At 65.1% G+C, this 22,882-nt stretch carries 20 protein-coding genes; 14 read left to right on the forward strand and 6 right to left on the reverse strand.

Annotation, left to right across the window (positions count from 1 at the left end):
• Positions 1–47 precede the first annotated feature (47 nt).
• The 10 genes from QQL24_RS06630 to QQL24_RS06675 all read left to right on the forward strand — a co-directional run bounded on the left by QQL24_RS06630 (position 48) and on the right by QQL24_RS06675 (position 11,718).
• The gene (locus QQL24_RS06630) at positions 48–446 is read left to right on the forward strand and encodes a RidA family protein (protein ID WP_284311118.1); all 399 of its coding nucleotides are present in this window, start codon (positions 48–50) and stop codon (positions 444–446) included.
• Between the two features lie 126 nt (positions 447–572).
• A complete protein-coding gene (locus tag QQL24_RS06635; RefSeq protein ID WP_284311119.1) occupies positions 573–1,685 on the forward strand; it encodes an ABC transporter ATP-binding protein in 1,113 nt (370 codons plus the stop codon).
• Between the two features lie 9 nt (positions 1,686–1,694).
• Positions 1,695–2,561, forward strand: coding sequence for an ABC transporter permease (locus QQL24_RS06640; RefSeq protein WP_284311120.1), 867 nt, complete (start codon positions 1,695–1,697; stop codon positions 2,559–2,561).
• Positions 2,561–3,424 carry an ABC transporter permease gene (locus QQL24_RS06645; protein ID WP_284311121.1) on the forward strand — a complete coding sequence of 288 codons (864 nt, stop codon included), beginning with the start codon at positions 2,561–2,563 and terminating at the stop codon, positions 3,422–3,424. The genes QQL24_RS06640 and QQL24_RS06645 overlap by 1 nt, the downstream gene beginning before the upstream one ends.
• Positions 3,425–3,440: 16 nt before the next feature.
• Positions 3,441–5,081, forward strand: coding sequence for a GMC family oxidoreductase (locus tag QQL24_RS06650; RefSeq protein WP_284311122.1), 1,641 nt, complete (start codon positions 3,441–3,443; stop codon positions 5,079–5,081).
• A gap of 38 nt (positions 5,082–5,119) precedes the next feature.
• Positions 5,120–5,746, forward strand: coding sequence for a GNAT family N-acetyltransferase (locus QQL24_RS06655; protein WP_284311123.1), 627 nt, complete (start codon positions 5,120–5,122; stop codon positions 5,744–5,746).
• Positions 5,747–5,837: 91 nt separating this feature from the next.
• Positions 5,838–6,278: a MerR family transcriptional regulator gene (locus QQL24_RS06660; protein ID WP_284311124.1), complete on the forward strand. Its 441-nt coding sequence runs from the start codon at positions 5,838–5,840 to the stop codon at positions 6,276–6,278.
• A 31-nt stretch (positions 6,279–6,309) separates the two neighbouring features.
• Positions 6,310–8,088 (forward strand): acyl-CoA dehydrogenase C-terminal domain-containing protein, encoded by a 1,779-nt coding sequence (locus tag QQL24_RS06665; protein ID WP_284311125.1) that lies wholly within the window; start codon positions 6,310–6,312, stop codon positions 8,086–8,088.
• Between the two features lie 118 nt (positions 8,089–8,206).
• Complete coding sequence (locus QQL24_RS06670; protein ID WP_284311126.1) at positions 8,207–9,415, forward strand: acetyl-CoA C-acetyltransferase; 1,209 nt, start codon at positions 8,207–8,209, stop codon at positions 9,413–9,415.
• Between the two features lie 92 nt (positions 9,416–9,507).
• Positions 9,508–11,718 carry an FAD-dependent oxidoreductase gene (locus tag QQL24_RS06675; RefSeq protein ID WP_284311127.1) on the forward strand — a complete coding sequence of 737 codons (2,211 nt, stop codon included), beginning with the start codon at positions 9,508–9,510 and terminating at the stop codon, positions 11,716–11,718.
• Between the two features lie 85 nt (positions 11,719–11,803).
• Here the strand turns inward: QQL24_RS06675 and QQL24_RS06680 are convergent, their stop codons facing one another.
• A complete protein-coding gene (locus QQL24_RS06680) occupies positions 11,804–12,805 on the reverse strand; it encodes a quinone-dependent dihydroorotate dehydrogenase (RefSeq protein ID WP_284311128.1) in 1,002 nt (333 codons plus the stop codon).
• A complete protein-coding gene (locus tag QQL24_RS06685) occupies positions 12,802–13,146 on the reverse strand; it encodes a DUF952 domain-containing protein (RefSeq protein WP_284311129.1) in 345 nt (114 codons plus the stop codon). Before QQL24_RS06685 ends, QQL24_RS06680 begins: the two co-directional genes overlap by 4 nt.
• A 249-nt stretch (positions 13,147–13,395) precedes the next feature.
• On the opposite strand from QQL24_RS06685, the gene QQL24_RS06690 reads away from it, so the two are divergent.
• A complete protein-coding gene (locus QQL24_RS06690; RefSeq protein WP_284311130.1) occupies positions 13,396–15,618 on the forward strand; it encodes a transglycosylase domain-containing protein in 2,223 nt (740 codons plus the stop codon).
• Here the strand turns inward: QQL24_RS06690 and QQL24_RS06695 are convergent.
• From QQL24_RS06695 to rsmI, 4 genes are all read right to left on the reverse strand, one after another.
• Positions 15,596–17,017 carry a serine hydrolase domain-containing protein gene (locus tag QQL24_RS06695; RefSeq protein ID WP_284311131.1) on the reverse strand — a complete coding sequence of 474 codons (1,422 nt, stop codon included), beginning with the start codon at positions 17,015–17,017 and terminating at the stop codon, positions 15,596–15,598. The two genes, QQL24_RS06690 and QQL24_RS06695, sit on opposite strands and share 23 nt — an antisense overlap.
• Before the next feature lie 126 nt (positions 17,018–17,143).
• Positions 17,144–18,346: an MFS transporter gene (locus QQL24_RS06700; protein WP_284311132.1), complete on the reverse strand. Its 1,203-nt coding sequence runs from the start codon at positions 18,344–18,346 to the stop codon at positions 17,144–17,146.
• 162 nt (positions 18,347–18,508) lie between these two features.
• Positions 18,509–18,880 carry a YraN family protein gene (locus tag QQL24_RS06705; RefSeq protein WP_284311133.1) on the reverse strand — a complete coding sequence of 124 codons (372 nt, stop codon included), beginning with the start codon at positions 18,878–18,880 and terminating at the stop codon, positions 18,509–18,511.
• Positions 18,877–19,803 (reverse strand): 16S rRNA (cytidine(1402)-2'-O)-methyltransferase, encoded by a 927-nt coding sequence (rsmI, locus tag QQL24_RS06710; RefSeq protein ID WP_431310646.1) that lies wholly within the window; start codon positions 19,801–19,803, stop codon positions 18,877–18,879. Before rsmI ends, QQL24_RS06705 begins: the two co-directional genes overlap by 4 nt.
• Positions 19,804–19,933: 130 nt before the next feature.
• Between rsmI and pncA the strand changes: the two genes are divergently transcribed.
• The 3 genes from pncA to aguB all read left to right on the forward strand — a co-directional run bounded on the left by pncA (position 19,934) and on the right by aguB (position 22,741).
• On the forward strand, positions 19,934–20,551 hold the full coding sequence (gene pncA, locus QQL24_RS06715; protein WP_284311134.1) for a bifunctional nicotinamidase/pyrazinamidase: 618 nt from the start codon (positions 19,934–19,936) through the stop codon (positions 20,549–20,551).
• 280 nt (positions 20,552–20,831) lie between these two features.
• Positions 20,832–21,863: a histone deacetylase family protein gene (locus QQL24_RS06720; protein WP_284311135.1), complete on the forward strand. Its 1,032-nt coding sequence runs from the start codon at positions 20,832–20,834 to the stop codon at positions 21,861–21,863.
• Positions 21,863–22,741, forward strand: a complete 879-nt coding sequence (gene aguB / locus QQL24_RS06725) for an N-carbamoylputrescine amidase (RefSeq protein WP_284311136.1) — start codon at positions 21,863–21,865, stop codon at positions 22,739–22,741. Before QQL24_RS06720 ends, aguB begins: the two co-directional genes overlap by 1 nt.
• The last annotated feature ends 141 nt before the right edge of the window (positions 22,742–22,882 follow it).

The following is a 22,882-nucleotide window of genomic DNA, read 5'->3' on the forward strand; positions in this document are numbered from 1 at the left end:
TGAGCGACGTTGTCTGGGAGGCGTTGAATGACCGGAGACCAAGACGAATGACGATCGAAAGCATCAACCCCGGGACTCTTCCGCTCCCGAAGAACTACGCTCAAGTCGTCGTCGCGACGGGTACAAAGCTGGTATTTGTTTCTGGTCAGGAACCGGAAGACATAAATGGCGATCCCGTTGGGCGAGGTGACTTAGCCGCTCAAACCCGCCAGGTCTTCGACAACATCGGCCAGGCGCTCTCGGCGGCGGGAGCCCGCAAGAACCAGGTCGCCAAGATCACATTCTATGTCGCCAACTACAAGCGCGAGGACTTGCCGATACTGGAAGAAGCTCGAGTGGCGTTCTTCGGGGATCACAAGACAGCCGATGTCGTGTTGGGAGTTCAGGCCCTGTCCCACCCAGACTACCTGATTGAGATCGATGCGTTTGCTGTCGTGGACGGGTGATGGAACGATGCACCACCACGGGCCAAGCGCCATCGCCCGAACAGTAGCAACGAGCGACGGGCGGGTACCTTTTTCTGGTCAGTATCTGAGGCCGAACAGGCCCTTTCTCATCCTCCGGCGGTGTCCATGAATTTCGATCTCGAATGTCGTGATCTCGTCAAGACCTATGGCAGTTTCAGAGCTGTCGACGGCATTTCGGTGCAGATCCCCCAGGGCAGTTTCTTCTCGATGCTCGGGCCCTCGGGCTGCGGCAAGACCACCGCGCTGCGCCTGGTTGCCGGCTTCGGCGAGCCGACCTCCGGCGACATCCTGATCAAGGGCGAGTCCGTGCTGAGGACGCCGCCGAACAAGCGGCCCGTCAACATGGTGTTCCAGCACCTCGCCCTCTTCCCGATGATGAGCGTGGCCGAGAATATCGGCTATGGCCTGCGCCGCCGCGGCATGGCGCGGGAGGATATCGCCAGGCGCGTCGCCGATATCCTGGCGCGCGTGGACCTGCCCAGTGCCGGCGAAAAGCGCATCGATCAATTGTCGGGCGGCCAGAAGCAGCGCATCGCCATCGCCCGCTGCATGGTGCTCGATCCCGCCGTGCTGCTGCTCGACGAGCCGCTCGGCGCGCTCGATCTCAAGCTGCGCGAGCATATGAAGGTCGAGCTGAAGCAGCTCCAGCACCAGTTCGGCACCACCTTCATCTACATCACCCATGACCAGTCCGAGGCGCTGGTGATGTCCGACCAGGTGGCGGTGATGAACCACGGGCGCTTCGAGCAGGTCGGCTCGCCGCAGGAACTCTATTTCAACCCGAAGACCGCCTTCGTCGCCGGCTTCGTCGGCGATTCCAACCGCTGGGCCGGCAAGGTCGTTTCGGCGGGCGGTCAGGCCGTGACGGTGGAGCGGGCCGATGGCGGGGCGCTCAATGCCGTCGTCGGACCGAATCACACGATCGCCAAAGGCGAGGCCGTCGAGGTCTTCGTGCGCCCGGAGGAGATTGCCATCGAGCCGGTCGGCGCAACGCCGCTGCCCGGCAATGGCACCAATGAGATCCGGGGCGAGGTCGAGAGCTTCCTGTTCAACGGCGCAATGAGCCGTGTGCTGGTGAAGTGCGGGGCGGGTGCGCCCGTCTCGGTGGCCTTCGCCCATGATAGCGGCATCGGCAATTTCACCGTGGGACAGCCGGTTTCGCTGCGCTTCGCACCCGGCAAGAGCCGCTGCTTCAGCCAGACCGCAAGCCGGGCCTGAGGAACCAGCATGATCACCTCAAGCCGCCGCCTCACCTTCTTCCTCCTGCTGACGCCCTTCGTGCTGTGGATCGGGCTGCTGATCATCATCCCGCATATCGACCTGCTCTACATGTCGCTGCAGGAGAAGATATCGCCGCGGGTCTACCGCACGAGTCTGGCCAACTACCAGGATTTCTTCGGCGAATGGGCTTATGTCTGGACGCTGATCCGCACCATCACGATGTCGGTGCTCGCCACCGTCCTCACGCTCGTCATCGCCTTCCCGGTGGCCTATTACATCGCCAAGATCGCGCATGGCCGCTCGCGGACCATCCTGTTCCTGACCTGCCTCCTGCCCTTCTGGGTCAGCGAGATCGTACGCGTGTTCGGCTGGATGCTGATCCTGCGCGAGACGGGGCTGCTCTCCAACCTCCTGCAGTTCCTGCACATCACCTCCGGGCCGGTCGAGTTCCTCTATAATGACGTGGCGATGATGATCGGCCTCGTCTACACCTCGATGCTGTTCATGGTGGTGCCGCTGATCTCGGCCATCGACAGCCTCGACAATTCCTATATCGAGGCGGGCTACGATCTCGGCGGCGACGGCTTCACCGTGCTGCGCGAGATCGTCATCCCGCATGCCATGCCCGGCATCGTGGCAGGTTCGGTCATCGTCTTCATGCTCAGTCTCGGCAACTATCTCACGCCGACCCTGATGGGCGGCAAGAGCGGGCTGTGGTTCACCGCGCATATCTACACGCAGTTCATCACCCGCTTTAACTGGGAGGCGGGCTCGGCCTTTGGCTTCATCCTGCTCGCCTGTTCGAGCGCCGTGGTCTGGCTTGCGCTCAAGCTCAGCGGCCAGTCGCTCTCCTCGACGCTCGGGAGGCAATGATGCTGGCTTCCTTGTCCCGCAGCCCCTTCGTCCGCGGCGTCTACAACGCCTATGTCGGTCTGTTCATCGTCTATCTGGCGCTGCCGCTCCTGGTCGTCGCCGTTTTCGCCTTCAACAATTCGATGTATCCCTCGCTGCCCTGGAAGGGGGGCACGCTGACCTGGTTTTTCGGCACCAAGGATCCGATGCTGGGCCTGTTCAACGATCCCAATGTCTGGCGGGGCATGGGCAATTCGCTGATCGTGGCGGTATGCACGACCACGCTGGCGCTGCTGGTCGGCACCACCACCTCTTTCCTGTTCGAGCGTTACGAGTTCCCGGGCAAGAAATTCTGCCATCTGCTGATGCTCGCCCCGCTGGTCATCCCCGGTGTCATCCTCGGCATCTCGATCCTGGCCTTTTCGAGCGGCATCGCCAATCGCACCGACGATGCCTTCGGGGTGGAGATCGATTGGCTGAGGCCGGGTCTCTTCCTGGTCATTCTCGGCCAGTTCTCCTTCATCGCCACGGTAGCGACGCTGGTGATCTCGGCGCGCCTGCGCAAATTCGACCGTTCGCTGGAGGAAGCCGCCCACGATCTCGGCGCCACGCCCTGGGAGGTGCTGCGCACGATCACGCTGCCCTATCTCAAGCCGGCGCTGATCGGCTCGGGCATCATCTCCTTCCTGATGTCCTTCGAGAATTTCAACACCACGCTGATGCTGGTGGGGTCGGATCCGCCGCTGACCATCACCATGTTCGACCGCATGAAGGAAGGCTCGACCCCGCTCCTCAATGCCGTCTCGCTGTTCCTGATGCTCTCCTCGGCGACGCTCGGCCTGATCAGCATCCTGGCCCAGCGCGACCACAGCGCAGCCCCGTAATGAGTTTGCCCGTATCATGAGTGAGTATGACTACATCGTCGTCGGCGCGGGCTCGGCGGGCTGCGTCGTCGCCGCGCGGCTCAGCGAGAGCGGGCGCTACAAGGTGCTGTTGCTCGAAGCCGGGCCGTCGGACCGGCGCTTCTGGATCCAGACGCCGATCGGCTACGGCAAGACCTTCCATGACCCCGAAGTCAACTGGATGTACCAGACCGAGGCTGAGCCGAACCTGAACGGCCGCACCGTCTACCAGCCGCGCGGCAAGGTGCTGGGCGGCTCGAGCTCGATCAACGCCATGGTCTATTCGCGCGGCAGCGCCGGCGATTTCGACGGCTGGGAGGCGATGGGCAATCCTGGCTGGGGCTGGCGCGACGTGCTGCCCGCCTATCGCCGCCTGGAGGACCATGCCCTCGGGGCGGGGCCGTGGCATGGCGCGGGCGGGCCGCTCCATGTCAGCACCATCGCCTCGACCGCCCATCCCCTGACCGCCATCTTCATCAAGGCGGCGCAGGAAACCGGGCTGCCCTTTACCGGCGACCTCAACGGCGAGAGCATCGAGGGCATCGGCTATTACCAGATCAACACCACCACCACAGGCTACCGCGCGTCGACATCGCGGGCCTATCTCTGGCCGGCCAAGGGGCGGGAGAACCTGCGCATCGAGACCGGCGCGCTGGCGACGAAGCTCCTGTTCGAGGACCGCCGCTGCATCGGTGTCGCCTACCGGCAGAAGGGCCGCAGCATCGAGGCGCGCGCCGGGCGCGAGGTGATCCTCAGCGGCGGGGCGATCAACTCGCCGCAATTGCTGCAACTCTCGGGCGTCGGACCGGTGGACCTCCTGCGCGAGGCCGGTGTCGAGCCGCGGCATGAATTGCCGGCGGTGGGCGCCAATCTGCAGGATCATCTGTGCTACGACCATGTCTACCGCTCGCGCCTGCCGACCCTCAACCAGGTGCTGGGCCCGCTGATGGCGCGGCTGCGCGTCGGCCTGCAATATGTGGTGCGCAGCACGGGACCACTGGCGCTCAGCGTCAACCAGGGCGGCGGCTTCATCCGCACAAAGCCGGAGCTGCCGGCGCCCGACATCCAGCTCTATTTCTCGCCGCTGAGCTATGAACGCGCCGTGCCGGGTGTGCGCGCCCTCACCAGGCCCGACCTCTTCCCGGGCTTTTCCACCAGCATCTCGCCCTGCCATCCGACGAGCCGGGGCCATATCGCCATCCGCTCGGCCGATCCGACCGCGGCGCCCCTGATCCGGCCCAATTACCTCGCCACCGAGCATGATGTCGCCGACATGCTGACGGGCGCACGGATCCTGAGAGGCCTTGCGAAGACGCATTCCTTCCGCAATCTGATCGTCGAAGAGAAGAAGCCCGGCATCGCCGTCGAGAGCGACGAGGAGCTCATTGCCGACATCCGTGCGCGCGCTTATTCGGTGTTCCATCCCTGCGGCAGTTGCGCCATGGGGCCGGATGCAGGCCAGGCGGTCGTCGATCCCCGGCTGCGCGTGCATGGCCTTACGGGCCTGCGTGTCATCGACGCGTCGATCTTTCCCGCCATCACCTCGGGCAATACCAATGCACCGGCCATCATGGTGGGCGAAAAGGGCGCCGACCTTGTGCTGGAGGATGCCGGCCAGTCGGCGGAGATAGCCTTGTAGCATTTTCCAGAAAAGTTGCAGAGCGACACTCTGACGAAATGATGCGTCGTTTTGGCAGGATGTCGCTGCGGCAGGGAAGCGGCTATGATGGCATGATGCTGGGACCCACGCTCGAAACGCCACGCCTGTTCCTGAGACCGCCGCAACCGGACGATCTCGACGCCTGGGCGAGAATGCTGGCGGATCCCGTCACCACCCGTTTTCTCAGCGGCCCCAAGCAGCGCTCGGAGGCCTGGCGTATCCTCACCTTGATGACGGGTGCCTGGATCACGCGGGGTTTCAGTACCTTCTCGGTGATCGAGAAGGCCTCAGGCCTGTGCATCGGCCGCGCCGGCCCCTGGCAGCCCGAGGGCTGGCCGGGTACCGAGATCGGCTGGGTGCTCGACCGCTCGGTCTGGGGCCAGGGTTATGCCACCGAGGCAGCGGCGCGCTGCATCGCCTGGGCCTATGACGAACTCGACTGGCAGGAGGTCGTCCATGTCATCGACCCCGGCAATGCCGCATCCATCGCAGCGGCGCACAAGCTGGGTTCGGAGCGCTGGGGCAAGACAAGGCTGCCGGCGCCTTTCGCCGGGGCGACCGTCGATCTCTACGGGCAGAGGCGCGCGGCGGCTGTATCCAAACCTGTCATCCGGTCCGCTCCCATGCGGCGCGGCGGGACGTGATCCCCTTCATCCGTATTAACTTTTCGCTGTTCTCTTGACGTTGACGTAAACTGGAGCTATCTCCTCTTCAACAGCAATGGAGAGGCGTTCGATGACATTGAGCGAGTCGACTTTCCGGGAGGAGAATGCGGAAGCGCAGGCGGAGGTTCCGCGCAAGGAGCGCTTCACCATCCACGAACTCGTCGAGGAATTCGACATCACATCCCGCACGTTGCGTTTCTACGAGGAGAAGGGTCTCCTCAATCCCACGCGCCGGGGGCTCGATCGCATCTATTCGCGCCGCGACCGCGCCCGCCTCAAGCTCGTGCTGATGGGCAAGAGCGTGGGCTTCTCGCTCGAGGATGTCCGCCACATGCTCGATCTCTACGATCTCGGCGACGGCCAGGCCACGCAGTTGCGCGTCGCTCTCCAGCGCTTCGAGGAAAAGCTCGCCGAGCTCGATCGCAAGCGGCGCGACCTCGACCATGCCTATGCCGAGCTGAGCCATGCCCGCGACGTGGTGAAGAGCCGCCTTGCGCGCCAGCAGAAGTAATTTCTGATTTTGAATTTGAAGGGAGTGAGCCATGCCTGTTTACAAGGCTCCGGTGGAGGACGCGATGTTCCTCATCAACGACGTGCTCGATATCAACAAATACAATAATTTGCCGGGTTTCGAGGACGTTTCGGCCGATACCGTCGCCGCCATTCTGGGCGAGGGCGCCAAACTTTGCGAGGAGGTGCTGCAGCCTCTCAACGCCAGCGGCGACCGCGAGGGTTGCCATCGCGCGGCCGATGGCACCGTGACCACCCCCAACGGTTTTAAGCCGGCTTATGAATCCTATCGCGCCGGCGGCTGGGTCGGGCTGCCGGCGCCTGTGGAGTATGGCGGCCTCGGCTTGCCGGCCGTCCTGAATTCGGTGATGCAGGAATTCGTCTCCGGCGCCAATCTTGCCTTCGGCATGTATCCGGGTCTTACCCAGGGCGCCATCGCCGCGATGCTGGAACATGGCTCGGACGAACAGAAGAACACCTATCTGCCCAAGATGATCTCCGGCGAGTGGACCGGCACCATGAACCTCACGGAGCCCCATTGCGGCACCGATCTTGGCCTCATCCGCACCAAGGCCGTGCCCAATGGCGATGGTTCCTACAAGATCTCCGGCCAGAAGATATTCATCTCGGCCGGCGAGCACGACCTTGCCGCCAACATCGTGCATCTGGTGCTCGCACGCATCGAAGGCGCTCCATCGGGCACCAAAGGCATCTCGCTGCTCGTCTGCCCGAAATATCTCGTCAAGGAAGACGGTTCGCCAGGCGAGCGCAACACGCTCTCCTGCGGCAAGATCGAGGAGAAGATGGGCATTCACGCCAATGCCACCTGCGTAATGAATTACGAGGAAGCGACCGGCTTCCTGGTCGGCGAGGAGAACAAGGGTCTCGCCGCCATGTTCGTGATGATGAACGAGGCCCGCCTCGCCGTGGGCGTGCAGGGTCTCGCCATGGGCGAGGTCTCCTACCAGAACGCCGCCAGCTACGCCCGCGAGCGCCTGCAAGGCCGGGCGCTGAGCGGTGTGAAGGAAGCGAGCAAGCCCGCCGATCCGATCATCGTGCATCCGGACGTGCGCCGCACCTTGATGACCGCCCGCGCCCTCAACGAAGGCGGCCGTGCTTTGGCGCTGGTCACCGCGCTGCAGGCCGATATCCATCGCCGCTCGCCCGACGCAGCGGCGCGCCAGGCGGCGGATGACCGTCTCGGCTTGCTGACGCCGATCATCAAGGCCATCCTCACCGAGAACGGCCTGCAGAATGCGATCAATAGCCAGCAAATGTTCGGCGGCCACGGCTATATCGCCGAGGTCGGCGTCGAGCAGTTCGTGCGCGATGCCCGCATCACCCTGATCTATGAGGGCGCCAACGGCATCCAGGCGCTCGACCTCGTCGGCCGCAAGCTGCCGCGCGACGGTGGCCGCGCCATGATGGCCTATCTCGCTGAGCTCAACGGCTTCCTGAAGGCCCATGAGGCGGACGAGGCGCTAAAGCCCTATGTCGCGCCGTTGAAAGTTTCGGCCGGCCATCTCCAGCAGGCCACGATGTGGCTGATGCAGAATGCCCTCGCCAAGCCCGACAATGCCGGCGCGGCCTCCACCGACTATCTCCAGCTCTTCGGCTTGGTCGCGATGGGCTATATGTGGGCGCAGATGGCCAAGGCGGCCTTGGCCAAGGGCGACGATGCTTTTGCGAAGAACAAGCTCGTCACCGCGAAATTCTTCGCCGACAGGCTGCTGCCCGAGACGGGCCTGCGCCTGGCCCGCGTGACCGCCGGGGCAGGGGATGTGATGGCCCTGCCGGCGGAGGCGTTCTAGCTGGGAGCGCGGACGTCACAGCGACATGCTTGCATGTCGCGATGTCCGCTCTTCCTTTCCTGCAAGTGTATCGTTTCCAAGAGCGGACGAGACCTCCGCGCTCCCAGGGGTATCCCCAATGACCGAAGCCTTCATCTATGACGCGGTGCGCACGCCACGCGGGCGGGGCAAGCCCGACGGCGCCCTGCATGAGGTCACCAGCCTGGCGCTCGCCAGCCAGACGCTGCGCGCCGTGGCGGAGCGCAACAGCCTGCCCGAAAATGCGGTCGAGGACGTCATCCTCGGCTGTGTGGACCCGGTCGGCGAGGCCGGCGGTGACATTGCCCGCATCGCCGCTCTGCATGCCGGGCTTGGCGAGAAGGTGCCGGGCGTGCAGATCAACCGCTTCTGCGCCTCCGGCCTCGACGCCGTGAACCTTGCCACCGGCCAGATCGCCAGCGGCCAGAAGGACCTCGTCCTCGCCGGCGGCGTCGAGAGCATGTCGCGCGTGGGCATGATGGCCTCGGGCGGCGCCTGGGCGCTCGACCCCTCCAGCGCCGTGCCGACCTGGTTCATGCCGCAGGGCATCTCGGCCGATCTGATCGCCACCAAATACGGCTTCTCGCGCGCCGACGTCGACGCCTATGCGGTGGAATCGCAGCGTCGCACGGCGCAGGCCTGGGACGAGGGGCGCTTCGCCAAATCCGTGGTGCCGGTGAAGGACATCAACGGCCTCACCATCCTGGCGAGGGACGAGCATATGCGCCCGTCCACCACCATGCAGACCCTGGGCGCGCTCAACGCCTCCTTCATTCAGATGGGCGAGATGGGCGGCTTCGACGCGGTGGCCGTGCAGTCGCATCCCGAGGTCGAGAGGGTCGAGCATGTCCACCATGCCGGCAATTCCTCCGGCATCGTTGACGGCGCCTCGGCGGTGCTGATCGGTTCCGCGGAAGCCGGCAAAAGACTGGGCCTGAAGCCGCGCGCCAGGCTCAAGGCCGCCGCCTCCGTCGGCTCCGACACCGCCCTGATGCTCACCGGCCCGGTCGACGTCACCCGGCTCATCTTCCAGAAGGCGGGCATGGACAAGGGCGATATCGACCTCTTCGAGATCAACGAGGCCTTCTCCTCGGTGGTGCTGCGCTACATGCAGGCCTTCGACCTCGACCCCGCCAGGGTCAATCCCTGCGGCGGCGCCATCGCCATGGGCCATCCGCTCGGCGCCACCGGCGCGATGATCCTCGGCACGGCGCTCGACGAGCTCGAACGCACCGGCAAGTCGACCGCCCTGGTGACCCTGTGCGTCGCCGCCGGCATGGGTGCCGCCACCATCATCGAGCGGGTGTGATCGGGGGGCGGGTCTTCAGACCCGCCTTTTCCTGGTGCGCCGCGTTTCCAGCCGGGTCTGAAGACCCGCCCCCCATTTCCTGGGAGCCCCCAATGGACCTCACCAATTTCCGCTTCGATGTCGACGCCGACGGTATCGCCCTCGCCACCTGGGACATGCCCGGTCGCTCGATGAACGTCATCACCGTGGAGGTGATGGACGAGCTCGAGGAGATCCTCGCCAAGGTCGTTGGCGAGGCCGGCATCAAGGGCTGCGTGATCGCCTCGGGCAAGGAGGCTTTCTCAGGCGGCGCCGATCTCACCATGCTGCAAGGGCTGGGCCGGCGTTATCAAGAGGCCTGCAAGGCGCTTGGCGAAGAGAAGGCGATGGAGACCTTCTTCGCCGAGAGCCGGTATCTCTCGCAGCTCTACCGCCGGATCGAGACCTCGGGAAAGCCGTTCGCCGCCGTGATCAATGGCATCTGCCTCGGCGGCGCCTTCGAGCTGACGCTGGCCTGCCACTACCGCATCGGCGTCTCGGACAATGACAAGGCCCGCGTCGGCCTGCCCGAGGTCAAGGTCGGCCTCTTCCCCGGAGCGGGCGGCACCACCCGCGTCTCCCGCCTGATGAAGCCCGACCAGGCCCTGCAGATGCTGCTCAAGGGTGACCGGCTGCGCATCTCGCAGGCCCACAAGATGGGCCTCCTGCATGCCGTGGCGCCCAGGGACGAACTGATCGCCAAGGCCAAGGAATGGATCAAGGCCGGCGGCTCGCCCAAGGCGCCCTGGGATGTCGAGGGTTTCCGCCTGCCGGGTGGCCTGGTCTATTCCAAGGCCGGCATGATGGTCTTTCCGCCGGCCAACGCGCTCTATCGCCGCGAGACCTACGACAATTATCCCGCCGCCCGCGCCATCCTGCAAAGCGTCTACGAGGGCCTGCAACTGCCCTTCGATCGGGCCCTGACGGTGGAATCGCGCTATTTCGCCCATGTACTGCGCTCGCCCGAAGCCGCTGCCATGATTCGCAGCCTGTTCGTCTCGATGCAGGACCTCAACAAGGGCGCCCGCCGCCCCGCCATGCCGCCGAGCCGGCTCAAGCGCGTCGGCGTCGTCGGCGCTGGCTTCATGGGCGCCGGCATCGCCTATGTCTCGGCACTGGCCGGCCTCGACGTGGTCCTGGTCGACCGCGACCAGGAGGCGGCCGACAAGGGCAAGGCCCATTCGGACAGCCTGATCACGAGCCAGATCAAGAAGGGCCGCGGCACCATGGCCGAGCGCGACGCCTTGCTTGGCCGCATCACCGCCACGCCCGACTACAACGCGCTGGCGGGCGTCGACCTCGTCATCGAGGCGGTGTTCGAGGATCGCGCCGTCAAGGCCGAGGTGATCAAGAAGGTGCAAGCCGTGCTCGCCCCCGATGTGATCTTTGCCTCGAATACCTCGACATTGCCGATCTCCTCCCTCGCCATCAATTCGGCGCGGCCGGAACAGTTCATTGGCGTGCATTTCTTCTCCCCCGTCGAGAAGATGCTGCTGGTCGAGGTGATCAAGGGCGAGAAGACCGGCGACAAGGCGATCGCCACGGCGCTCGACTTCGTGCGCGCCATCCGCAAGACGCCGATCCTGGTCAATGACGGGCGCGGCTTCTTCGCCAATCGCTGCGTGCTCAACTATATCCGCGAGGGCCATCTCATGCTCGCGGAGGGCGTGCCGCCGGCGATGATCGAGAATGTCGCCCGCGCTGCCGGCATGCCCGTCGGCCCGCTCTCGCTCAATGACGAGGTCGCCATTGATCTCGCCTGGAAGATCCTGCAGGCCACCAAGAAGGATCTTGGCGAGGGCGCTGTCGATCCCGCCCAGGAGACGCTGCTCGACACCCTCCTCAACAAGGAGGGAAGGCAGGGCCGCAAGAACGGCAAGGGCTTCTACGACTATCCCGCCGTCGGCCCCAAGCGCCTGTGGCCCGGCCTTGCCGACCTGCAGCCGGTGAAGCTTGATCCCGACACCATCGACATCCCAACCCTCAAGCATCGCTTCCTGGTGGTGCAGGCGCTGGAAGCCGCGAGAACGGTGGAGGACGGCATCATCACCGACATGCGCGAGGCCGATGTCGGCTCCATCCTCGGCTTTGGCTTCGCGCCGTTCACGGGCGGCGCGCTCTCCTACATCGACGGCATGGGCACCAAGGCCTTCGTGGCGCTCTGCGATAGACTGGCGGCTGCCTATGGCGAACGTTTCGAGCCGAACAAGCTGCTGCGGGACATGGCGGCGGGGGATGAGCGTTTCTACCAGAGGTTCAAGCCGGAGACGAAGAAGGCGGCTTGACTGGGAGCGCGGACATCCTGTCCGCCTCTTGGAAACGATGCGACTGCGGGAGGGGAAGAGGCGGACAGGATGTCCGCGCTCCCGGCTACAACCCCCGCTTGATCTCCGTCACCAGCCCCGGGCCCTTGTAGACCAGGCTGGAATAGAGCTGCACCAGCGTGGCGCCCGCCTCGATCTTGGCCTTCGCAGTTCGCACCGAGTGGATGCCGCCCACGCCGATCAGCGGGAATTTGCCCGCCACCCGCTTGGCAGTTTCCGCCAGCACCCGGGTGGAGAGTTCGAACAGCGGCGCGCCGGAGAGACCGCCGGTTTCGCCGGCGAGCGCCTTCTCCTTCAGGCTTTCGGGCCTGGAGATGGTGGTGTTGGAGACGATCATGCCGTCGAGCCCATGCGCCAGCGCCCGGTCGACGATGTCGTCGAGTTCGGCCAGGGTGACGTCGGGTGCGATCTTCAGGAGCAGGGGGCGGCGGGCCCCGTTGAGGGCGACGGAGTCACGCGTTTCCACCGCTCGGGCGAGGAGTTCGTCCAGCGCCTCGCGCTTCTGGAGATTCCGCAGGCCCGGCGTGTTGGGGGAGGAGACGTTCAGCGTGAAATAGGAAGCGACGGGCGCGAAGGCGACGATGCCGGCGGCATAGTCGGCCGCCTTGTCCTCGCTGTCCTTGTTGGCGCCGACATTGACACCGAGGATGCCCCGGCCCTTCCTTGCCTTCAGCCGCGCCAGCACGGCGGCGTGGCCCTGATTGTTGAAGCCGAAGCGGTTGATCACGCCTTCGTCGGCCGGCAGGCGGAACAGGCGCGGCCGCGGATTGCCCTCCTGCGGGCGGGGCGTGACGCTGCCGATCTCGACGAAGCCGAATCCGAGGCGGAACAGCGGATCGACCACCTCGGCATTCTTGTCGAAGCCGGCGGCCACGCCGACGCGGTTGGGAAAGTCGAGGCCGAAAGCCTTGACCCCAAGCGAAGAGGGATCGGCAGGGGGCGGGGGGATCGGCAGGCCGCGCAGGGCCGCAAGCGTGCGCTCATGCGCCAGCTCCGGATCCATGCGGAAGAGCAGGGGGCGGATGAGGGCAAAGGCGGCGCCGATCATGCCAGCTCGACGGGAAACAGGTGGCTGCCATCCTCGCTCAGCGGCAGCGGCTTGATCCAGAGGATCTCGTCGAGCGGCAGGCTGGCATAAAGGTGGGGAAACAGGGCGCCGCCGCGCGAAACCTCCCATTTGAGGGCCTCGCCGAGCTTTTCGGCCTCGACCGCCGCCAGGAGGAGATCGGGCTGGCCGGCGAAATACTTCGCGGCCGTCTCGCGCACTGTACCGGCGTCGGAGAAATGGATATAGCCATCCTTGAGGTCGATTGGCGCGCCCTCGAACCGGCCGGCGGCCTCGGCCTCCTGCCATTGTTGCGCCGTCATGATTTTGTAGATCGTGGTCATCGGTCCTTCCTTGTCCCGTGCTTCCTACAGGGCGGAAGTGCCGCTGTCTGCACCGTTTTTCCATGGCTGCACGCCGTGGTTGGTGGTATCCGCCATGACAATGACGGATTGACGCCTTGTTTGCGCCGCGCGCGCAGCCGAAAGCGAAGTGGTTGCGCGCACCGGTAGCTGTTGCTTAACCCGAAGCGCTTAGAACTGGTTGGATTTCGTGAGTTTTGGAAGGCAGGTATGGCGCAGGGGCAGCGGCGCATGATTGAACGGGTTGAGCCGCGTTTCGAGCCGGAAAAAGGCGATGAGCCCGGTCCGGGCGATGACGATTTCCGCGTTACCCGTGAAGATCGACCCGCGCCCGCGCCCCTGGAGCAGCGCAACCGGGCGCCGGTTCGCGCCAAGAGCGCGCGCGCCAAGGGTGGGGGTTGGGGCCTGTTCGGCGGCGGTTCCTCCGGTCGTGGAGACACCCCCTCACGTCGTGGCGGTGGCGGTGGTTCGGGTGGCAAGGGCCGCCGTCCCAAGCGCCGCCGCTCGATGCTGTATCGGCTGGTCTATTGGTCTTTCGTGTTGTGTATGTGGGGCCTGCTCGGCGTCGGCGGCGTTGTCGCCTGGTATGCCGCCCACCTGCCGCCCTATCAGAATCTCGCCGTGCCGCCCCGCGCGCCCAATGTACAGATCGTGTCGGCCGACGGCAGTGTGCTCGCTAATCGTGGCGACATGGGCGGGGCAGCGATTTCGATCAAGGATCTGCCCAGTTACGTTCCACAGGCCTTCGTCGCCATTGAAGACCGCCGCTTTTATTCGCATTTCGGTGTCGACCCGTATGGGCTTGGTCGCGCGGCCTTCGTTTATCTGACGACCCATCGGGCGACGCAGGGCGGCTCGACGTTGACCCAGCAACTCGCCAAGAACATCTTCCTGACGCCAGAGCGCAGCCTTGGCCGCAAGATCCAGGAAGCCATCCTCGCCGTCGAACTCGAGCGGAAATACACCAAGGACCAGATCCTTGAAATGTACATCAACCGCGTCTACTTCGGCGCGGGAGCCTATGGCATCGAGGCGGCGGCGCAACGCTATTTCCACAAGCCGGCCAAGAGCCTCAACGTCATGGAAGCGGCAACGTTGGCCGGTCTGATGAAGGCACCGTCTTCGCTCGCGCCCAATAAATATCCGGATCGTGCACGTCAGCGCGCGCAGCTCGTGCTCGACGCCATGGTCGATACCAAGGTAATCACGCCTCAACAGGAGAAAGACGCACTCGCGACGCCGGTAAAGGTGTCAAAATTCGCGTCCGAATCGTCCGGCAACTACCCGGCGGACTGGGTCTATGGTCTCCTTGATGACCTCACCGGCCCGCTCGACAGCGACGTCGTCGTCGAGACTACCATCGATTCCAAGCTTCAGAACACCGCCGAAACCTCATTGCGCCAGGCACTCGACAAATCCGGCGCCAAGCTGCACGTCTCGCAAGGGGCACTGGTGGCCATGGATCCGGATGGCGCCGTGCGCGCCATGGTCGGCGGGCGGTCCTATGGTGACAGTCAATTCAATCGTGTGATTTCAGCCTATCGCCAGCCCGGTTCGACCTTCAAGCCCTTCGTCTACCTCGCCGCGCTGGAGAACGGCAATACGCCCGACACGGTGCGCGACGACGCGCCTGTAAGCCTGGCTGGCTGGAGCCCGGAGGACTTCTCCAAGGAGTATCGCGGCCCCGTTTCGCTGACGACGGCGCTCGCCCTATCGCTCAACACCGTGGCGGTGCGGCTCTGCGCCGAAGTCGGCCCCAGGGCGGTGGTTAATGTGGCGCATCGCCTTGGCATCGTCTCCAATTTGGAGCCCAATCCCTCGATTGCCCTGGGTACCTCGGAAGTCACGCCATTCGAGATCACCTCCGCCTATGCGACCTTCGCCAATGGCGGGCGTCTTGTGATCCCCTATGTGGTCAAGCGCATCAAGACCGATAAGGGCAAGGTTCTCTACCAGCGCCCGGCACCGATGAACGCCACGGTGATCGACCCGGACAAGGTCGGCATGATGAATTCGATGATGAGCCAGACGCTCACCATCGGCACGGCGCGCAAGTCGGCCCTGCCGGGCTGGCAGGCGGCCGGCAAGAGCGGCACCAGCCAGAATTATCGCGACGCCTGGTTCATCGGCTTCACCAGCCACATGGTGACCTCGGTCTGGGTCGGCAATGACGATGGCACCTCGACCAAGCGCATCACCGGCGGCACCCTGCCGGCCGAAATCTGGAACAGCTTCATGCGCGTGGCGCACAAGGGCGTTCAGCCGACCCCGCTGCCCGGCAAGCCCTGGGTCCACCAGGAGCCCCAGGAAGACCAGGTTATTGCTGCCCAACCCCAGGTGGATGGCGCGCCTGATGACCAGCCCGTGGCGACGGAGCCCGTGACGACGGCCGAGGTCCCGCGCTCGACTGGCCGGCCTATCGCCGATTGGCTCAGCCGCGTTCTGAGCCGTTGATGGGGGTGGCGGTCTCCGGCCGCTGCAGATCGTAACGCGCCTGGAGCTCTGCCGCGAGCACGTCCTCTGGCACCAGCGTGCCTGCACCGAGCCGGACTGTGCTCACCTTCCCCGCATCATTGCGTATCAGGCGAACTGGTTCTCCATAGCTGCCGAAGGCGCCTGCCTCCGCGATGCGACCTTCGTCCGTTCCATTGACCTCGATTTCCGCCGTCTTTGCCAGTGGGTCGAGGAGGCCCGGCAAGGCTACGAACACCTTCTGTCCTATCGGCACGAGATCGACCGCGGCCCAAACGCTCCACCAGCGTCCTGCCCAGTCGGCGAGATGGGCGCTGGGAGCCCCACCTGTCGCGAAGGCCTTCATGATGCGCAGAGCGCCGTCCAGCCAAGGATGCGCAGAACCGTCCACGGCATTCGTCAGGACGGAGATGGCAAGGTGCTGTTTCGGGACCACCACGGTGCGCGTGATGTATCCCAGAAACCCGCCACCGTGGCCAAACCATTCCCAGCCGTCCAATGTGCCGCTGATCATGCCAAGGCCGTAGCTCGTTTCCAGCGTCGCATGCGGATCGCGCCATTGCGCGCGGGTCATTTCACGCCGGCTTGCCGCTGTCAGAATGCTGGTCTCCGCCTCTGGCGAGAGCTGTGCGAAGAACTTCGCAAGATCGCCGGCCGTCGCCACGAATCCGGTTGCCGGGGCGAAAGCGTTTGTCGATTGATCGCCTGGAACGACCAGGCGTCTCCCGAGCAGTGTCCTGCTCGAATGCCCGCGGGCGAACGGCGCACCGTCAGGCAAAGGCGCGTCGGGAGTGGTTTCCGTGAGTCCTGCCTTTGCCACGATCTCACGCCCGATCCAGTCCACCCAGCTCTCGCCGGTAACAGCCTCGATCACCCGCCCGGCAAGCGCAAATCCGTGATTCGAGTATTTGAGGCGTAGCCCTGCCTCGATCGCCGGCGGCAATGCGAGATCGCGATCGAGCTCTGCTTCATCAGGGAACGGAGCGCGGTCCACCCAATAGTTCGCATCCATGCCATCGCGGAAGATACCGGCGGTGTGGGACAGCAACTGGGCTATCGTCGCCGATGCGATCTTCGGATGCAGGCCGGAGACATATTGCCCCGTTCGATCTTCAAGCGTGACGCGTCCTTGCTCGCGAAGTCTCATCAGCCCGGCTGCCGTGAAGCTCTTCGAGTGCGATGCGACGCGAAACCGGTGGCGAGGCGTGAGCGGAATGCTCAGCCCCTGGTCGGCAAAGCCGATTGCGTGCTCCAGCTTGAGCTTTCCGCGATAGGTTACCGCGATCGTGCAGCCCGGCTGCTCGAGGACACGCATCTGGTACTCGAGCCAGCGAGAGACATAGTCGAGGGACGGGGCGAGCCACTCTGGCGTATCGGTCATATGCATGGGTTCCATGGTCCGGCCTGTGCGTGAAGCATCAGCAAGGTCTGCCTCCTTCAGGCCGGCCACTCAGCGCAGCCATAAATTGTCGCGTGGACTGGATTTCAGCAACGTAGCGGAAAACAGCTAACGTCGTCTTTCCAGCGCCAGCCACCCTGTGATTGCGAGCCCCAGCAACGTGGCGATCGCGCCGAACAGGAAGGGTGTCGCCTCGCTGAACAGGCCCGAGATCCAGCCCGCCGCCGGGCCGGTGATGCCGAGCGAGACGTCGAGGAACATCGAATAGAGCCCCAGGGCCGAGCCGCGATTGGCTGACGGCACCCGGCTCACCGCCTCGACGCCGATGGCCGGGAAGACCAGGCTGAAGCCGAACCCCGTCACCGCGGCACCGCCGATGCCCATCATCGGGCCCATGGACGCCCAGACCACGAGCAGCCCCGCCACCTGAATCACCAGCGAGACGATCGCCACCGGAAAGCCGCCGCGGCGGTTGATCGTATCGGCGAGGATGAGGCGGCAAGCGATGAAGGCGAGGCCGAAGGCGCTGAGCGCATAGGCTGCGCCGTCCCACTGGCGCGCGGCATAGAACAAGGTGACGAAGGTTGTGATGGTGCCGAAACCGGCCGTTGCCAGGGCCAGGGCGGTGCCGTGCGGCAGCACGCGCAACAGCACCGAACGGAAGCTGAGCTGATTGTCACGAGCCGTCATCGGCGTGGCTGGCTTCGGCAAGGCAAGGGCGAGGCCGAGGATGGCCAGCACCATCACGGCAATGCCGATGCCGGCGAAGCCCAACAGGCCGGTGATCGCCACGCCCGCCGGCGCCCCAACCGCCAGGGCGCCATAGGTTGAGATGCCGTTCCAGGCGATGATGCGGGCGGTCTTTTCCGGACCGACCCGTCCGATGGCCCAGGCGATGGCGCCGGTGCCGATCAGGCTCTCGCAGATGCCGAGCGAGAGGCGGCTCGCCAGCAACAGGCCGAGCGCCAAAGCCGGCACGCCTTCGCACAAAGCCGAGGCCAACAGCAGGGCGCCGCTGCCGAAAGCGGCTTGGAGGCCCCAGATCACCGTGGGCTTCGGCCCCCTGGTGTCGGCGATCTGGCCCACCCGCGCCCGCGTCAGCACGGTGGCGATATATTGGATCGAGATGGCGAAGCCGGCCATCACGGTGGAATAGCCCAGCGTGATGTGCACATAGGTCGGTAACACCGCGAGGGGCAGGCCGATGCTCAGGAAGCCGACAAAGGTGATGAAGACGGTGGCAATGATCTGGGCATTGTCGCCACGCTCCTCCTGCTTGGAAAGGGCGGCGGCTGACGGATCGGACGACACGGAAAAGTCCTTCGGGAAAACGGCACGGTGCTGCCCTCGCTTCAGCGAGGTCGGAGGGGCAGCGGGAAATCGGGGAAGTCTTCTATAGCGTGACCTTAGGCCCCCGAATCGGTTCATCCAAGGCCGATCTGCAGCTATTGCGAGGCTTTGTAGCTAGTCTGCTCAGCCAATATCGATTTCGAAACTGTTGACGATATGCACCGGCCAACGCCCGGGCGCCACATAGATGGCGTCGAAACGCTGGGTGAGGGCGATGTGCTCGGGATGGCGCGAGAGCCAGGCGCGGGCGGCGTTGGCGATGCGGCGCTGCTGGGCTGGCGTGACGGACTCCAGCGCCACGGCGAGGCTGGCGCGCGCCTTCACCTCGACGAACACCAGCGTGCCGCCCTTGAGGGCGACGAGGTCGATCTCGCCGCCCGGCACTTTGAAGCGATGGGCGAGGATGCGGTAGAATTTCAGGCGCAACAGCCAGGCGGCCTTCGCCTCGGCGCCATGCCCGTATCGGAAGGCGGCCTGGCGTTCGAGCTTGCTCAAGAGACCCTGCTGCGGCGCTCCGCGGCCATTTCGACGGCGCGGGCATAGACGTCGCGCTTGGGCAGGCCCAGGCGGGCCGAGACCGCGGCGGCCGCGTCCTTGACCGAAAGCGTGTCGAGCGCGGTGGAGAGCGAGGCGTCGACGTCGTCGGCGCTGGCGGGTTCCTCGACCGGCGGTCCCACCACCACGACGATCTCGCCCCTCGGCTCGTCGGCGATGGCGAAATCGGTGGCGAGCGAGACCAGCGTGCCGCGATAGACGGTCTCGAAGGTCTTGGTGAGCTCGCGCGCCACGGTGGCTGCCCGGTCGCCCAGCGCCGTCGCCATCGCAGCCAGGCTGTCGGCGAGGCGCGGCCCGCTCTCGTAGAAGATCAGCGTCGCCGGGATCGATTTGAGTTCGGCCAGGCGATTGGAGCGGGCGCCATCCTTGTTGGGCAGGAAGCCCTCGAAGAAGAAGCGGTCTGTTGGCAGGCCCGCGACGGTGAGGGCTGCCAGCGCCGCGGAAGCGCCGGGAGCCGAATAGACGTGAACGCCGGCCTCCACCGCCTCGCGCACCAGCTTGAAGCCGGGATCGGAGACCATCGGCGTGCCGGCATCGGAGACGAGGGCGACGCCCTGTCCGTTCGCCAGCCGCTCCAGGATCTGCGGGCGCACGCGCGGCGCGTTGTGGTCGTTATAGGCCAGCAACTGGGCGTCGATGCCATAATGGTTGGTGAGGCGGCTGGTGACGCGCGTATCCTCGCAGACGATGAGATCGGCGGCCGCCAGCGTCGTCAAGGCGCGCAAGGTGATGTCGCTCAGATTGCCGATCGGCGTCGCCACCACATGCAGCCCGGGCAGCAGGGAAGGCGCGGTCAGGCGTTGGCCGTGCAGCAGATAGCTATGCATATTGCTGGTGATTGAGGGGGAAAAATCTGGGCGCATGGGGTCCCACCTTTACCGGCAGCGAGTCGCGATCCGCCGCCTCTTTCCTGTGTAGACGCCTTGGCTCCAAAGGCAAGTTGATCTTCCGCGCGGGCTGTTGAAGATAGAATGCGAAAAATTGGAGATTTTCATGAAGCCGGGCAAGTACGACCTCCTGCTGGTGATCGACGTGCAGAACGATTTCTGCCCCGGCGGCGCGCTCGCCGTGCCGGATGGCGACTCCGTGGTGCCCGACATCAACCACATGGCCGGCGATTTCGGTCATTGCGTGCTGACGCAGGACTGGCATCCCGCCGGCCATTCCTCCTTTGCCTCCACCCACCCCGGCAAGGCGCCGTTCTCCACCGTCATCATGCCCTATGGCGAGCAGACGCTCTGGCCCGATCACTGCATCCAGGGCACGCAGGGAGCCGCGTTTCATCCGGGCCTCGACCTGCCACGGGCGCAGATGATCATCCGGAAGGGCTATAATCCTGAGATCGACAGCTATTCGGCCTTTTTCGAGAACGACCGCAAGACACCCACCGGCCTTGCCGGCTATCTCGCCGAGCGCGGCCTGAAGCGCATCTTCTGCGTCGGCCTCGCCACCGATTTCTGCGTACGCTTCTCGGCCGAGGATGCCCGTAAGCTGGGCCTGGAAACCGTGGTGGTGCTCGGCGCCTGCCGCGGCATCGACCTCGGCGGCTCGGTCGCGGCCGGGATCGCTGCGATGAAGGCGGCGGGCGTGATGCTGGTGGAGCGGGTGTAGGGGGCGGAGCCGAATGGCGCGACCTAAGCCTCCCCCACGAAGCTGGGGGAGGTGGCCGAACGAAGTGAGGTCCGAGGGGGTGTGGTCAGAATAGGGCGCGCAAAAATGGAACTCAGCGAGACCGCGTCACGCACCATTTTCTGCCCACACCCCCTCCGTCATTGCTTCGCAATGCCACCTCCCCCAGCTTCGTGGGGGAGGCGGTGTCGCGCCCCTTGCCTCACCTTCCTCTTTGTGATCACAATTCCTGACATCTCCCTCCCATCCGGAAATCCCCACCATGAAATCCGTCTATTCCGAGCGCCATAAGGGCCATGCCGGCAATGTCGAGCTGGTGGCGGGCGCCATCGTGCCGGCTTTCGAGATGCCCTCGCGCGCTGAATTCATCCGGGCGCGCATCGACGAGGTCGGCCTAGGGCCGGTGCTCTCGCCCGCTGCCCACACGCTCGACGCCGCCAAACGCGTGCATCGTGCCGATTTCATCGATTTCCTGCCCGAGGCCTATCCACGCTGGAAGGCGTCGGGACGCGAGGGCAGCGCCATCCCCTTCACCTGGCCGACGCGTGGCCTGCGTGGCGACAAGGCACCCGAATCGATCGAGGCGCTGCTCGGCTATTATTCCTTCGACGCCGGCGCCACCTTCGTGGAAGGCACCTGGGACGCCATCAAGTCTTCCTATGAAGTGGCCTTGACGGCGGCCGGCCTGGTGAAGGATGGCGAGCGGGCCGCCTTCGCCCTCTGCCGCCCGCCCGGCCATCACGCCGGCAGCTCGTTCATGGGCGGCTATTGCTTCATCAACAATGCCGCGGTGGCAGCGCAATGGTTCCGCGACCATGGCGCCGGCAAGGTCGCTATCCTCGACGTCGACTACCATCACGGCAACGGCACGCAGGAGATCTTCTACGAGCGCGACGACGTCCTGGTGGTCAACCTGCACGGCGATCCGGCCAACGAATATCCCTTCTTCCTCGGCTATGCCGACGAGACGGGCGCTGGTAAAGGGGACGGCTTCAACGTCAACTATCCCATGCCGGCCGGCACCGGCTTCGATGCCTGGGGCGCGGCGCTCGAGGAGGGCTGCCGGAAGGTCGCGTCCTACAAGCCGGACGTGCTGCTGGTCTCGCTCGGCGTCGACACCTTCGAGAAGGATCCGATCAGCGCCTTCAAGCTGAAGACCGAGCATTATCCGCTGATCGGCGCCCGCATTGCCAAACTGGGCCTGCCCACTCTCTTCGTCATGGAGGGCGGCTATGCTGTGGCGGAGATCGCCGTGAACGCCGTGGGCGTGCTCACCGGCTTCGAGGGCGCGTGATGGTGACAACAACTTTCGGCGTCGTGCAGTTCGCCTGTTCGGACAATGTGGACGAGAACGTCGCCGCCGCGGCGCGGCTGGTGCGCGAGGCGGCAGGGCAGGGCGCGCAGGTCGTCCTGGTGCAGGAACTCTTCGAAGGCCTCTATTTCTGCCAGGAGGAGCGCGCCGAGCATTTCGCCAGGGCGCGGCCGCTCGACAAGTCACACGCCACGCTCCATGCGATGCGCGAGCTCGCCGCCGAACTCAAGGTGGTGCTGCCGGTCAGCTTGTTCGAACAAGCGGGACAAGCCTATTACAACAGCCTCGTCATGGTGGATGCCGATGGCGGGGTGCTCGGCCTTTATCGTAAGTCCCATATCCCAGATGGGCCGGGCTACGAAGAAAAGTTCTATTTCCGGCCTGGCGATACGGGCTTCAAGGTCTGGCCGACACGCTATGGCACCATCGGCGTCGGCATCTGCTGGGACCAATGGTTCCCCGAAGCCGCGCGCTCCATGGCACTGATGGGAGCGGATGCGCTCCTCTATCCCACCGCGATCGGCTCGGAACCCGTCACGGGCTATGATTCGAGGGAGCATTGGCGCACTGTGATGCGCGGCCATGCCGGCGCCAACATCATGCCGGTGATGGCGGCGAATCGCATCGGCATCGAGCGGTTCGGGGAGCGCGAACTCACCTTCTACGGCTCCTCCTTTATCGCCGGCCCGCATGGCGAGCTCGTCGCCGAGGCCGGGCGCTCGGCCGAAGTCGTGCTGACCGCCAGCTTCGATCTCGAGGCAATCCGGGCCGAACGCGCGGCCTGGGGCCTCTTCCGCGACCGCCGGCCGGAACTCTATGGGCGGCTGGCGACCGCCGACGGCAGTACAAAGGTGGGGTGACCCGGGGGGCGGGTCTTCAGACCCGCCTGCTACGCAGCCTCGCAGAACAGGCAGGCGGGTCTGAAGACCCGCCCCCCGACTTGTCCCCCCAAAAACGAAATCGTGGCTTGAACATGCGCTCGATCGGCGTAAACATGACGG

This window comes from Labrys miyagiensis (assembly GCF_030160835.1).
Classification (GTDB): Bacteria; Pseudomonadota; Alphaproteobacteria; order Rhizobiales; family Labraceae; genus Labrys; species Labrys miyagiensis.